The following is a 12,869-nucleotide window of genomic DNA, read 5'->3' as shown; positions in this document are numbered from 1 at the left end:
TCGTCGCCGCCATCGCGTACACTGCACGGCGGCGCGGCCATGCGCCTTGTGGGGAGCGGGAGCATCATGTTGACCTCTGACAATCGCCTCGAACCGGGCGAAAGCTTGCGCGCGCGCGTCGAGCGGACCCTCTCGACCGCGATCATCTCCGGCGAGCTCGCGCCCGGGGCGCTCCTGACGGTGCCCCGCCTCGCCGAGCAGTTCGCCGTGTCCGCGACGCCGGTCCGGGAGGCGATCCTCGACCTGGAGAAGCGCGGGTTCGTGGAGCCGGTGCGCAACAAGGGCTTCCGTGTGACGGCCGTGAGCGACGACCTGCTGCACGACATCGTGGAGATCCGGCTGCTGCTGGAGCCGCCCGCCATGGCGCGCCTCGCCGCCGCGTTCCCGACCGGGCGGCTCGCCGAGCTGCGCACGCAGGCCGACGACATCGTGGCGGGCGCCCGCTCGGGCGACCTCACCGCGTACCTGCTCGCCGACCAGAAGTTCCACCTGGAGCTGACTGCGATCCTCGGCAACCCGGTGCTCGTGGAGACCATCGCCGAGCTGCGGGCCCGCACCCGCCTCGTCGGCCTGGTCTCGCTGGTGGAGACCAGCATGCTCGACGTCTCCGCCGCCGAGCACCACCGGCTCCTCGACCACCTCGTGGCGGGCGACGCGGAGGCGTGCGCGGAGCTCATGCGTCAGCACATCGGCCACGCGGTCGGCTGGTGGGCGGGCAAAGCGGAGGAACCGGCGGCGGATTAGGCCGTTCGCCTGTCGGCGGCGGCACTCCGGTGCAGGGTCGTGTACAGAGGACGATCCGGCTTTGTTGAAATATGTGACATATTACAAGGAGGGGAAGTTGAACGCAGACGTCGTGGTCATCGGCGCGGGGATCGTCGGCGCCGCGTGCGCGCGGGCGCTCGCGCGGGCCGGCCTGCGCGTCGTCGTCGTGGACCGCGGCGCGCCCGCGAGCGCCACCAGCGCCCGCGGCGAAGGCAACCTCCTCGTGTCCGACAAGGCCCCCGGCCCCGAACTCGACCTCGCGATGCTCGCCGCCGGGCACTGGCCCGGCCTCGCCGCGTCCCTCGCCGACGAACTCGGCCCCGGCTTCCCCGACATCGAGTACGACCGCAAGGGCGGCGTCGTGGTCGCCACGACCGAGGAAGGGGCCGGACCGCTGCGGGCCTTCGCCGACGGCCAGGCGGCCGTGGGCGTCGAGGTCGCGCACCTGACGCCGCACGAGGCGCTCTCCCTTGAGCCGCACCTGAACCCGGCGGTCACCGCCGCCGTCCACTACCCGCAGGACGCGCAGCTCCAGCCCGTCGTCGCCACCGAGGCGCTGCTGGCCTCCGCGCGCCGCGCGGGCGTCGCGGTCCTGCCCCACCGGGAGGTCGTCGGCGCCGTGCGCGACGGCGACCGGATCACCGGCGTGCGCACCGCGACCGAGACGATCAGCGCGCCGTCCGTGGTGGTCGCGGCCGGGCCCTGGTCCGGCGCGGTGGCCGGAGTGCTCGGCGCCGACCTGCCGGTGCGCCCCCGCCGCGGCATGGTCCTGGTGACCGCCCGCATGGCGCAGCGCGTGTTCCACAAGGTCTACGACGGCGACTACTTCGGCGCCACCCAGTCCGCGGACGCCGACCTCCAGACCTCCAGCGTGGTCGAGTCCACCCCCGGCGGGACCGTCCTCATCGGATCGAGCCGCCAGCAGATCGGCTTCGACGACAGGCTCCGCGTCAACGTGCTCGCCGAGATCGCGGGCCGCGCCCTGCGCCTGTTCCCGTTCCTCGCCGGCACGCCCGTGATCCGCGCCTACGGGGGCTTCCGCCCCTACGTGCCCGACCACCTCCCGGTCGTCGGCGCGGACCCCCGCCACCCCGGCCTGTGGTACGCCACCGGCCACGAAGGCGCCGGGATCGGCCTCGCGGGCGTCACCGGCGACCTCCTGTGCGCCCAGCTCACCGGCGCTGATCCCGCGATCGACCCGGCCCCGTTCCTGCCGTCCCGGCCGTCCCTGGCCGCCCACCTGGCGAGCGAGGACGGACCGTCCGAGGCGGGGCGGCCCGCGGGCCCCGCCGCCGCGCCGAACGGAGGCACCGAGTGAGCGGCATCGTCCCCTGGGAAGCCGACCCGATCCGACCCGATCGGCCGCAGCCGCTCCACATCACCGTGGACGGCACGCGCGTCGAAGGGCTGCAAGGCCAGTCGCTCGCCGGGGTCCTGCTCGCCCAGGACCGCGTCGCATGGCGCACCACGACCGCGGGCCGCGCCCGCGGCGTGTTCTGCGGCATCGGCGTGTGCTTCGACTGCATCGCCACCGTCAACGGCGAGTCCGACGTGCGCCTGTGCCTGCGCCGCGCGAACGACGGCGACATCGTGACCACCCAGGACGACACGAAGGAGGCCCCGTGAAGCACGTCCTCGTCATCGGCGCGGGCCCCGCCGGGCTCTCCGCCGCCGTCGCCGCGGGCGACGCCGGCGCCCGCGTCACCCTCCTGGACTCCGGAGACGGCCTCGGCGGCCAATACTGGCGCCACCTGCCCCCGCAGCGGCCCGCGCAACGCGAGGCCCGCCTCCACCACGGCTGGAACGCCTTCGACCGCCTCCGCGGCAGCCTCGCCGGGATCGAAGTCGTCACCGAGGCCCAGGTGTGGGCCATCGAGACGCACGACGGCATCGCCGTCCACGTCCTGGTCGGCCCCGCCGACGCGGGCGGCCGCGCGGCCCGCACCCTCACCCCCGACGCGCTGGTCCTCGCGACCGGCGCCCACGACCGCACGCTCCCGTTCCCCGGCTGGAACCTCCCCGGCGTGTTCTCCGCCGGGGCCGCCCAGGCCCTCGCGAAGGGCGAACGCGTCGCCGTCGGCCGCCGCGCCGTCGTCGCCGGGGCCGGGCCGTTCCTACTCCCCGTCGCCCAGTCCCTCACGGCCGCAGGCGCACGCGTCCTCGGCGTCTACGAGGCCGCCCGGCCCGCCGCGCTCGCGCGAGGCTGGCTCCCGCGGCCCTGGCGCCTCCTCGGCGCCGCCCACAAAGGCGGCGAGCTCGCCGGGTACGCCGCCCACCACCTCGGCCGCCGCGTCCCGTACCGGCTCGGCCGCGCCGTCGTGGAGGCCCGCGGGGACGGCCGCGTCGAAGAGGTCGTCATCGCCCGCCTGAACCCCGACTGGTCCCCGGTCCCGGGTTCCGAGCGGACCCTCGCGGCCGACGCCGTGTGCGTCTCCCACGGGTTCACGCCCCGCCTCGAACTCCCCATCGCCGCCGGGTGCCGCATCGGCCCCGACCGGTTCGTCGCCGTGGACGGCGACCAGCGCACCAGCGTCGCCCACGTCTACGCCGCGGGGGAGATCACCGGCATCGGCGGCGTCGACGCGGCGCTCGTCGAAGGCCGCATCGCCGGGGCCCGCGCCGCCGGAGCCCCCGCGACCGACGCGGACCTGAAGCGCCGGAGCGCCACCACCGATTTCGCGCGCCGCATCGACGCCGCCCACGGCATCCGCCGCGGGTGGACGTCGTGGCTGCGCGACGACACCGTCGTCTGCCGCTGCGAGGAGGTCGCCTACGGGCCCCTCCGTGACGCCGCGGCCGCGACGGACCAGGCCTCGCTGCGCTCGCTGAAGCTCACCTCCCGTGCGGGACTGGGCATCTGCCAGGCCCGCATGTGCGGACGCACCGTGGAGGAGCTCACCGGCGCGGCCCTCACCCGCGCCGAGGACACCACCGACCGGCGGCCCCTGGCCGCACCCGTCAGGCTCGGCGACCTCGCCGCGCCAGCCACCACCTGTGGGAAGGACACCCATGTCTAGCAAGAACTTCGACCTCGGGGGCGTCATCGTCGCCACCACCCTCGCCTTCAAGGAGGACCCGAAGGCGCCGGGCGGCCTCGCCGTCGACTACGACAAGTTCGCCGAGCACTGCGACTTCCTCATGCGCAGCGGCTGCCGCGGGGTCGGCCCGAACGGCTCCCTCGGCGAGTACTCCTCCCTCACCGACGAGGAGCGCCGCAAGGTCGTCCAGGTCGCCGTCGAGACCGTCGGGGACCGCGGCCTCGTCGTCGCCGGCGTCCACGGCGTCGGCTGGCACCAGGCCGTCCAGTGGGCCGAGCACGCCAAGGACGACGGCGCCGACGGCGTGCTCCTCCTGCCGCCCACGATCTACCGCGCCAACCGCGGCGAGGTCCTGGAGCACTACGCCCGCGTCAACGAGGTCGGCCTCCCGATCATGATGTACAACAACCCGATCGACACCAAGGTCGACCTCGTGCCCGACCTCGTCGCCGAGCTCTACGAGCTGGAGAACGTCGTCGCCATCAAGGAGTTCTCCACCGACGTCCGCCGCGTCCTGGAGATCAAGGAGCGGTGCGGCATCGACGTCATCGCCGGGGCCGACGACCTCCTCTTCGAGTCCCTCGTCGTCGGGGCCACCGGCTGGTTCGCCGGGTACCCCAACGCGTTCCCCGCCGAGGCCGTCGAGATCTACACCCTCGTGCAGGAAGGCCGCATCGAAGAGGCCCGCCACCTCTACTCCGGGCTGGTCCCGGTGTTCCGCTGGGACTCCAAGACCGAGTTCGTGCAGGCCATCAAGCTCTCCATGGACATCGCCGGGCACTCCTACGGCGGCGCGACCCGCCCGCCGCGCGGCCCCCTCTCCGAGGCCCAGCGCGACCAGGTCGTGCGCGACACCCGCCGCGCCCTGGACTTCGCCGCCTCGCGGTAGCGCCCCGCGCCCTGTACGGTGCACACGGCCGTACAGGGCGCCCAGCGGAAGGACGAACATGCGAACGAACCGCGTCATCAGCGCCGTCGACTCCCACACCGAGGGCATGCCCACGCGCGTCGTCACCGGCGGCGTCGGCGTCATTCCCGGCGCCACCATGAACGACAAGCGCCTCCACTTCATCGAGCACCTCGACGACCTGCGGCTGTACCTCATGAACGAGCCCCGCGGCCACGCCGCGATGAGCGGCGCGATCCTCCAGCCCTCCACCCGCCCCGACTGCGACTGGGGCGTCGTCTACATCGAGGTCTCCGGGTGCCTGCCCATGTGCGGGCACGGCACCATCGGCGTCGCCACCGTCCTCGTGGAGACCGGCATGGTCGCCGTGACCGAACCGGTCACCGAGATCCGCCTCGACACGCCCGCCGGGCCCGTCACCGCGCGCGTCGCCGTCGAGGACGGCCGCGCCGCCTCCGTGACCATCGAGAACGTCCCCAGCTACGTCGAGGCCCTCGACACCTCGGTCGACGTCCCCGGGTACGGCGCCGTCCCCTACTCGATGGCCTTCGGCGGCAACTTCTACGCCATGGTCGACCTCGACGCCGTCGGCCTCCCCTTCGACCGCGCCCGCCAGCAGGACATCCTCAAGGCCGGGCTCGCGATCATGGACGCCATCAACTCGACCGCGCCGCCCGTCCACCCCGACATCGCGGGGCTCGACCACTGCCACCACGTCGAGTTCATCGCCCCCGGCTCCGACGCGAGGCACTCCCGCCACGCCATGGCCATCCATCCCGGCTGGTTCGACCGGTCCCCTTGCGGCACCGGCACCTCCGCGCGCATGGCCGAGCTATGGGCCCGCGGCGAACTCGCCCTCGACACCGACTTCGTCAACGAGTCGTTCATCGGCTCGCGCTTCATCGGGCGGCTCGTCCGCGAGACCACCGTGGGGGACCGGCCCGCCGTCGTCCCCACCGTGACCGGCCGCGCCTGGATCACCGGCACCGCCCAGTACACGCTCGACCCGACCGACCCGTTCCCGACCGGCTTCCAGTTCTAGGAGAGCAGATGACGACCAGCACCGAGACCGTCGCGAAGACCGCCGACGCGGCCGCCCGCGCGCTCGCCGACGTCCCGCCCGCCGTGCGCGCCAAGGCCCTCGTGGCCATCAGTGACGCGCTCACCGCGAACGCCGACGAACTCGTCGCGCTGGCGATGGAGGAGACCGGGCTCGCCGAGGCGCGCCTGCGCGGGGAGGTCAAGCGGACCGCCGTGCAGCTGCGGCTGTTCGCCGACACCGTGGTGGACGGCGCGTACCTCGACGTGCGGATCGACCGCGCCGACCCGGAGTTCGCGCTCGGGCCGCGCCCCGACGTGCGCAGCGGCAACGAGCCGATCGGCCCGGTCCTCAATTTCGCGGCCGGGAACTTCCCGTTCGCGTTCTCCGTCGCCGGGGGCGACACGGCCTCGGCGCTCGCTGCGGGCAACCCGGTCGTCGTCAAGGCCCACCCGGGCCACCCGCGCCTGTCCCGCCGCACCGCCGCGCTCGGCGCCGCGGCCCTCGAAGCCGCCGGGCTGCCCGCCGGGACCTTGCAGCTCGTCGAGACCCAGGACGAGGGCACCGCGCTCCTCAAGCACCCCTTGGTGAAGGCCGCGTCCTTCACCGGGTCGCTGCGCGCGGGCCGCCTCCTCGCCGACATCGCCGCCGCCCGCCCCGCGCCGATCCCGTTCTACGGCGAGCTCGGCTCCGTCAACCCGGTCTTCGCGACCCCCGCCGCGATCGCCGAACGCGGCCCCGAGTTCGCGGCGGGCCTCGCCGCGAGCGTCGGCGGCTCCGCCGGCCAGCTGTGCACCAAGCCCGGCCTGGTGTTCCTCCCCGCCGACCACGGCCTGGACGAGGCCCTCGCGGCCGCCGCCGCGGGGGCGGAGCAGCGGATGCTCGACCCTCGCATCGCCGCGAACTACGCCCACGGGCGCGAGGCGGTCCTGTCCGCCGCGGGCGTCCGCCTCGTCGCCCCCGGCTCGGTCCGCACCGACGAGGACGGCCAGGGCTGGGTGACCCCCACGATCGCCGCCGTCCCGCTCGCGGACTTCCGGCCCCACCCTGACGCGCTCCTCGCCGAGTGCTTCGGCCCCCTCACGATCCTCGTGGAGTCCCCGGAGGGCACCGACTACGCCGAGCTCCTCGACACCCTCTTCGAAGGCGAGCTCACGGTGGCCGTCCACCGCGCCGACGGCGACGACGTTACCGCCCTCGTCCGCGCCGCCGCCCGCCGCGCGGGCCGCGTCCTCTTCGACGGCTGGCCCACCGGCGTCGCCGTCACCCCCGCGATGCAGCACGGCGGCCCCTGGCCCGCCACCACCTCCGGCGGCACCAGCGTCGGCACCGCCGCCATCACCCGCTTCGTGCGCGCCGTCGCCTACCAGAACGCCCCCACCGAAGCCCTCCCCCCAGCCCTCCGCGACGACAACCCCTGGAACATCCCCCAGGCCGTCGCCCCGGCAGGAGAAAGCACCACCTGGGGCGACCGTGCGCACTAGATTTGCTACTCTCGGGTAACTTACTGGTCTCCTCCTCGATGGCGGTGCGCTCGTGAACCTGTACTTCCGGCTGCTGAACCTGTGGCTGCGCGCCCGGCGGCGGGGCCCGATCGGGCTGTGGGAGACCGCGGTGACGCCGTTCCGGGTCGTTCCGACCGACCTCGACCCGCTGGGGCACATGACCAACGGCAAGTACCTGACGATCATGGACGTCGGGCGGCTCGACCTCATGCACCGCGCCGGGTTCCTCAAGAAGATGCGGGAGGCGGGCTGGTACCCCGTGGTCGCCGGGCAGACGATCACCTACCGCAAGTCGCTCCAGCCGTGGCAGCGGTTCGAGGTCCACACCCGGGTCCTCGGCTTCGACGACCGGTGGGGCTACATCGAGCAGACGTTCCGCTCCGGCGAGACCGTCCACGCCCAGGCGTACGTGCGCACCCGCTTCCTCAAGCGCGGCGGCGGCTCCGTGGAGCACGACGAGCTGGAGGCGCTCGCGGGCGGGTTCCCCGCCGCGAGCGTCCCGCAGTGGCTCCTCGACCTCACGGCCGCCTCGCGCATCCCCAGCGCCTGACGAGCGCCGGTACCATCGGGGACGTGGCTCAGGACCCGCAGATCCCCGGGCTCGAACACCGGCCCTCGGACTCGCCGTACGTCGAGCGCGTCTACCGGGTGGAACCCGGGGCCGCGCCCGCGCCCGCCCGCATGGTGTCCGTCGCGAACTCCAACTGGGAGCTCATCGCCTGGACCGCCGAGGGCGTCACCACCGTGTCCGTCCGCGGCCCCGAGACCCACCCCACCGTCGTCCCCATGGGCGACAGCATGGACGGCGCGTTCGGCGTGGTCTTCAGCCACGGCGCCCACCTGCGGAACCTCCCCGTCCCCGCCCTCGTCGACTCCAGCGTCGACAGCCCGCACGCGACGGACCGCACGTTCGTCCTCGAAGGCGCCGAATGGGAGATCCCCGCCTACGGCAACGCCGAGACCTTCGTGGAGCGCCTCGTCCGCGCCGGGCTCCTCGTGCGCGACCCGCTCGTCGCCGACGTCCTCGCCGGGGACACGCCCCTGCTGGTCACGCCCCGGTCCGTGCAGCGCCGCGTCGCCGCCGCCACCGGCCTCACGCAGGGGACGATCCGCCAGATCGAGCGCGCCCGCCAGGCCGCGATGCTCCTCCGGTCCGGAACCGCCACCGCCGACGTCGTGCACCTCGTCGGCTACCACGACCAGCCCCACCTCGCCCGGTCCATGGCCCGGTTCGTCGGCCGCAAGGCCACCGAGCTCCAGAAACCCGCGCCCGACGAGGTGCTGTCGCTTCTGTACAAGACGGACGCCCAGGTCCGGCCTTAGATTCGGAGCAGGCCGGAACGACCGGCCGGAGCGAACCAGGAGGCCGTCATGGCGTTCACCCAGATCTACCTCAACCTTCCCGCCGCCGACCTCGACGCGTCCAAGGCGTTCTACCTCGCCCTCGGCGGCGTTCTCAACCCGCAGTTCACCGACGAGACCTCCGCGCAGGTCGTCCTCGGCGACGCCGTCGCCGTGCAGCTCATGACCCACGAGCAGTTCTCCGGGTTCACCAAGCGCGACATCGCGACCGGCCCGATCGAGGTCATCAACGCCCTCGCCGCCGAGTCGAAGGAGGACGTCGACCGGCTCGTGGAGGCCGCCGTCGCCGCGGGCGGCACCGAGCCCCGCCCGGCCCAGGACATGGGCTGGCTCTACAACCGCGCCGTGGACGACCCCGACGGGCACTCGTGGGAGCTCCTGTCCTACGACCCGTCCGCGATGCCCGGCGAGCCCGAGTAGCGCCCCGCAGCGGGATCGGGGCGCGCCCCGGTCCCGCGGAACGCCCTCCAGTTCGTGAGCACCACCCCGGCGATGACGACCGCCCCGCCCGCGACCTGCGCGGCCGTCCACGGCTCGCCCGCGAGGATCGTGAACACCGCCGTGAACACGGTGATGAGGTTGAGGAACACGCCCGCCCGGCCCGGCGGGATCGCCGTCAGCGCGTGGTTCCACAGCAGGTAGGACAGCACCGACGGGAACACCGCGATGAACAGCAGCGACCACAGCGCCGCCCCCGTCCCCGGCAGCGCGGGCCCGCCCCCGGCGAGACTGAACGGCGCCAGCACGACCACCGCGATCCCCGCCTGCACCGCCGTCGAGGTCACCGGCGGCAGCCGCGGCCCCCGCCGCCCCGCCACCGTGTACGCCGTCCACGCCGCGATCGCCCCCAGCATGAGCAGCTCGCCGGTCCCGAACCCGCCGCTCACGAGCGACCCGAAGTCCCCGTCGCCGAGGACCACCAGCACCCCGACGAGCGCCACGAGCACCCCGCACACCGACAGCGGCGTCAGGCGCTCGCGCAGGAACACCGCCGCCGCGAGCGTGATGAGCGCCGGATTGAACGCGTTCACGAGCGAGGCGCTGAACGCGTCCGTGTACTCCAGCGCCGCGTACAGGAACAGGTTGTAGCTCAGGATGCCGAAGGCGCTCAACGCGAGCAGCCACGGCCACGCCTTCGCGACCTCCCGCCAGCGCGGCCGCTCCGCGAGCTGCGCGATCACGAGCAGCGGCACGAGCGCGAGCGCCCACCGCAGCAGGACCAGGCTCAGCGGGTCAATGGTCTCGACGGCGCGCTGGCCGACGATGTAGTTCCCGGCCCAGAACAGGGTCGCGCCGACGAGGGCGGCGACGGCGAGCAGTGTGGATCTGTCGGTGCGCAAGAGGGGGCGGCTTTCGTGAGGGAAGGCTAGCGGGGGTTCGTCGCGTCGACCAGCCAGACCGCGCCGGGGAAGCGGAGCACGCCGTCCACGAGGTGGCGCCGCAGTTCGGCGCGGACCTCGTCGAGGAGCGCGTCCCAGCCGTCGGGGCCGATGCGGGGGAGGAGCTGCGCGCGGGCCGTGCGCCCGACGCCGCCGCTCTCCACGCTGGTGAGCCGCTCCTCGACGCCGTCGGTCCCGTTGTAGCCGTAGTCGACGGTGAAGTCGAACGCCTCGATCCGCGGCGCCCAGCCGGCGCCTTCGAGGATCGACGCGAGCCGGTCGCGGTCGGCGAACGCGGTCGGCCCGGGCGCGCCGGGCTCCTCGGGTCCGGGCGGCGGGTCGAGCCGTTCGAGCAGGACGCTCGACCCCATGCCGAACATGGGGTTCTCAGCGGCGGCCCGCCAGCACGCGAACACGAGCCGGGCCCCGGGCGCGGCGGCGCTGCGGAGGTTCGCGAACGCGGCCTTCGGGTCCTCGAAGAACATGACCCCGAACCGGGAGACGACCAGGTCGAACGGGTCGCCGGGGAGCTCGGCGAGCAGGTCCGCGGTCTGCGCGTCGGCCACGACCACGCTCGCCTCCGGCACGCGCCGCCGCGCGGCCTCGGCCATCCCCTCGGAGATGTCCACGCCCGCAACGGAAGCCCCTGCCTCGGCGCTCGCCTCCAGGAGCGTCCCGCTCCCGCACCCGACGTCGAGCACCCGCCGCCCGGCCCCCGGCCGCGCCGTCCCGAGGATCGCGGCCGTCACCGGCGCGAACACCGCGTCGAACACCGCCTCGTTCGCCACCCACCACGCGGCCCCGTCGGTCCAGTTCTGCCGCATCGATTCATTCGCCACAACGGCCACCCTACTGAAGCGGACGCGCCCCGACCGGCCGCCCGGGCTATCGTGGCCGCATGACGCTCCTTCTCATGGGTGCCAACCCGTGTGCGACGGTGTTCGACGGCGATCGGGCGGTCGCGTACGCCTCGGTCTGGCGCGTGGACTGGTCCGTGCGCGGGCCCGGGCGGGCGCTGGTGCTCGCGGTCCCCGGCCGGGTGCGGATCATCGGACCCGATCCGGAGCTGGGGCGGTGGCTCGGCGCGGAGTTCAACCGGCACATCAAGCTCGCCGGCGGCATCGCCTGGTCGGAGCCGGAGCTCACCACGGCCGAGGTCTCGTTCGACCTCGACCTCGCCACGGGCCTCACGGCCGCGGCCGACGACGTGTCGGTCGCGATCACCGGCCCGATCGAGCGGTACCTGACCCGCAAGGACGACTACGACCTGGGCGGGGTCCCCCACATCCTCTCGACGGTGTGGATCCCGTGCCGCGAGGCGGTGATCGCCGTCGGCGGCGAGCGCCTTCCCGGCGGCCCGCGGGTCGACGAGGCCGGGCCGATGTCCAGCGCGTTCATCGCCGACGCCGAGGTCTGGTGCACCGCCGACCATCCGCGGAAGTAGCCGCCGTCCAAGAATATGCAACAAAAGGTTGCGCGTGGCCCCGGAGCCTGCTAGGTTTATATGCAACCAAAGGTTGCTAGTTAGGAGAGGGACATGGACGAGTACGGGACGATCGAGCGGGAGATCCGGATCGACGCGGCGCCGGAAGTGGTGTTCGACGTGGTCAGCAACCCTGAGCACGTGAAGGTCTGGTGGCCCGACGAGGCCGAGTACGAGGCGGTCCCGGGGAAGGCCGGGCGGATCGGGTTCCGGCAGGGGGACGGGAGCGTGCAGTGGGAGCAGTTCACCGTGGTGGACGCCGAGCCGCCGCGGATGTTCGCCTTCCGGTGGACGCACGCCGAGGAAGAGGAGGCGGCGCAGGGGAACTCGTTCCTCGTCACGTTCGAGCTCGAACCCGACGGGGCCGGGACGCTGCTGCGCATGACCGAGACCGGGTTCCGCGAGCGCGGCTGGAGCGAGGCCGTCGCCGCCGAGGAGTACGCGGCCCACGTCCAGGGCTGGGACTACTTCATCCCGCGCCTGCCCGCGGCGGTCGCGAAGGCCGCCCGATGAGCACCGCGGTGGACGACGACCTGTGGTCGGCGGTCGGCGACCCGACCCGCCGCCGCATGATCGACCGCCTGCTCGCCGACGGCACCGGCACCGCCACCAGCCTCAGCGAGCAGATCCCGGTGACCCGCCAGGCCATCGCCAAGCACCTCGCCGTCCTCGACAGGGCCGGCCTCGTGCACGGCGCCACCGCGGGCCGCGAACGCCGCTACCGCGTCGACGAAGCGCAGCTCGCGCGCGCCGTCGCCCAACTGAACGCCGTCGGCTCCGCGTGGGACTCGCGGCTCGACCGCATCAAGCGGATCGCCGAGACCATCCAGCGCACCGGCGGCGGGAGCACCGCCGAACCCGACACCGAACACCGGAACGAGAAGGAGTAAGCCATGGTCGACATCCTGCACCGCGTCGCGGTCGAAAACCACGGCACCGACGAGGTCTACCGCGCGCTCACCACGATCGAGGGCCTGCGCGGCTGGTGGACCGAGGACGCCACCGGCGACACCGGACCCGGAGGCGAGATCGCCTTCCGCTTCCCCGACGGAGGGTTCGACATGCGCGTCCTCGAATCCGAGCCGGGCAAGCGCGTCCTCTGGGAGGTCGTCGGCGGCACCCCCGAGTGGATCGGCACCCGCGTCCACTGGGACCTGCACGACGACGACGGCTGGGCCGTCCTCCTGTTCAAGCACGAGGGCTGGGCCGAACCCGTCGAGTTCATGCACCACTGCTCCACCAAGTGGGCCGTGTTCCTCCTGAGCCTCAAGGCGCTCCTGGAGCAGGGCGCGGGCGACCCCGCCCCGCGGGACGTCAAGAACGACAACTGGTGACGACCTTCGCAGGGCCGCGGCCCCTCCCGCTCGCGGGAGGGGCTGTCGGTGCCCGGT

The 12,869-nt window shown here is 73.7% G+C and carries 16 protein-coding genes; 14 read left to right on the top strand and 2 right to left on the bottom strand.

Features of this window, described 5'->3' with window-relative positions; translation table 11 throughout:
• Window positions 1-105 precede the first annotated feature (105 nt).
• The 10 genes from ACFFXY_RS15905 (at window position 106) to ACFFXY_RS15860 (ending at window position 9,036) form a co-directional block, all read left to right on the top strand.
• Window positions 106-744 carry a GntR family transcriptional regulator gene (locus ACFFXY_RS15905; protein ID WP_382352426.1) on the top strand — a complete coding sequence of 213 codons (639 nt, stop codon included), beginning with the start codon at window positions 106-108 and terminating at the stop codon, window positions 742-744.
• 97 nt (window positions 745-841) lie between these two features.
• Window positions 842-2,083, top strand: coding sequence for an NAD(P)/FAD-dependent oxidoreductase (locus ACFFXY_RS15900; protein WP_382352423.1), 1,242 nt, complete (start codon window positions 842-844; stop codon window positions 2,081-2,083).
• Window positions 2,080-2,391, top strand: a complete 312-nt coding sequence (locus ACFFXY_RS15895) for a (2Fe-2S)-binding protein (protein WP_382352420.1) — start codon at window positions 2,080-2,082, stop codon at window positions 2,389-2,391. Before ACFFXY_RS15900 ends, ACFFXY_RS15895 begins: the two co-directional genes overlap by 4 nt.
• Window positions 2,388-3,782: an FAD-dependent oxidoreductase gene (locus tag ACFFXY_RS15890; protein WP_382352417.1), complete on the top strand. Its 1,395-nt coding sequence runs from the start codon at window positions 2,388-2,390 to the stop codon at window positions 3,780-3,782. The genes ACFFXY_RS15895 and ACFFXY_RS15890 overlap by 4 nt, the downstream gene beginning before the upstream one ends.
• Window positions 3,775-4,692: a dihydrodipicolinate synthase family protein gene (locus ACFFXY_RS15885; RefSeq protein WP_382352415.1), complete on the top strand. Its 918-nt coding sequence runs from the start codon at window positions 3,775-3,777 to the stop codon at window positions 4,690-4,692. The genes ACFFXY_RS15890 and ACFFXY_RS15885 overlap by 8 nt, the downstream gene beginning before the upstream one ends.
• A 58-nt stretch (window positions 4,693-4,750) precedes the next feature.
• Window positions 4,751-5,752 carry a proline racemase family protein gene (locus ACFFXY_RS15880; protein WP_382352412.1) on the top strand — a complete coding sequence of 334 codons (1,002 nt, stop codon included), beginning with the start codon at window positions 4,751-4,753 and terminating at the stop codon, window positions 5,750-5,752.
• Window positions 5,753-5,760: 8 nt separating this feature from the next.
• Window positions 5,761-7,233, top strand: a complete 1,473-nt coding sequence (locus ACFFXY_RS15875; RefSeq protein ID WP_382352410.1) for an aldehyde dehydrogenase family protein — start codon at window positions 5,761-5,763, stop codon at window positions 7,231-7,233.
• A gap of 52 nt (window positions 7,234-7,285) precedes the next feature.
• Complete coding sequence (locus ACFFXY_RS15870) at window positions 7,286-7,804, top strand: acyl-CoA thioesterase (RefSeq protein ID WP_382352407.1); 519 nt, start codon at window positions 7,286-7,288, stop codon at window positions 7,802-7,804.
• A 23-nt stretch (window positions 7,805-7,827) separates the two neighbouring features.
• Complete coding sequence (locus tag ACFFXY_RS15865; protein ID WP_382352404.1) at window positions 7,828-8,577, top strand: helix-turn-helix transcriptional regulator; 750 nt, start codon at window positions 7,828-7,830, stop codon at window positions 8,575-8,577.
• Between the two features lie 48 nt (window positions 8,578-8,625).
• The gene (locus tag ACFFXY_RS15860) at window positions 8,626-9,036 is read left to right on the top strand and encodes a VOC family protein (RefSeq protein WP_382352401.1); all 411 of its coding nucleotides are present in this window, start codon (window positions 8,626-8,628) and stop codon (window positions 9,034-9,036) included.
• On the opposite strand, the gene ACFFXY_RS15855 is transcribed toward ACFFXY_RS15860, so the two are convergent.
• On the bottom strand, window positions 9,000-9,956 hold the full coding sequence (locus ACFFXY_RS15855; RefSeq protein WP_382352398.1) for a DMT family transporter: 957 nt from the start codon (window positions 9,954-9,956) through the stop codon (window positions 9,000-9,002). The genes ACFFXY_RS15860 and ACFFXY_RS15855 overlap by 37 nt on opposite strands.
• Window positions 9,957-9,982: 26 nt before the next feature.
• Window positions 9,983-10,834: a class I SAM-dependent methyltransferase gene (locus ACFFXY_RS15850; protein ID WP_382352395.1), complete on the bottom strand. Its 852-nt coding sequence runs from the start codon at window positions 10,832-10,834 to the stop codon at window positions 9,983-9,985.
• A gap of 59 nt (window positions 10,835-10,893) precedes the next feature.
• On the opposite strand from ACFFXY_RS15850, the gene ACFFXY_RS15845 reads away from it, so the two are divergent.
• The 4 genes from ACFFXY_RS15845 to ACFFXY_RS15830 all read left to right on the top strand — a co-directional run bounded on the left by ACFFXY_RS15845 (window position 10,894) and on the right by ACFFXY_RS15830 (window position 12,812).
• The gene (locus ACFFXY_RS15845) at window positions 10,894-11,439 is read left to right on the top strand and encodes a hypothetical protein (protein ID WP_382352392.1); all 546 of its coding nucleotides are present in this window, start codon (window positions 10,894-10,896) and stop codon (window positions 11,437-11,439) included.
• Between the two features lie 93 nt (window positions 11,440-11,532).
• Window positions 11,533-11,991 (top strand): SRPBCC domain-containing protein, encoded by a 459-nt coding sequence (locus ACFFXY_RS15840; protein WP_382352389.1) that lies wholly within the window; start codon window positions 11,533-11,535, stop codon window positions 11,989-11,991.
• Window positions 11,988-12,368, top strand: a complete 381-nt coding sequence (locus ACFFXY_RS15835; protein ID WP_382352386.1) for an ArsR/SmtB family transcription factor — start codon at window positions 11,988-11,990, stop codon at window positions 12,366-12,368. The genes ACFFXY_RS15840 and ACFFXY_RS15835 overlap by 4 nt, the downstream gene beginning before the upstream one ends.
• Before the next feature lie 3 nt (window positions 12,369-12,371).
• Window positions 12,372-12,812, top strand: a complete 441-nt coding sequence (locus ACFFXY_RS15830) for an SRPBCC family protein (protein ID WP_382352383.1) — start codon at window positions 12,372-12,374, stop codon at window positions 12,810-12,812.
• The last annotated feature ends 57 nt before the right edge of the window (window positions 12,813-12,869 follow it).

The sequence above is a fragment of the Glycomyces mayteni genome (genome assembly GCF_042428885.1).
Lineage (GTDB): Bacteria > Actinomycetota > Actinomycetes > Mycobacteriales > Micromonosporaceae > Glycomyces > Glycomyces mayteni.
The sequence above is the reverse complement of the archived record's forward strand: the minus strand, read 5'-3'. Positions and strand labels throughout refer to the sequence as shown.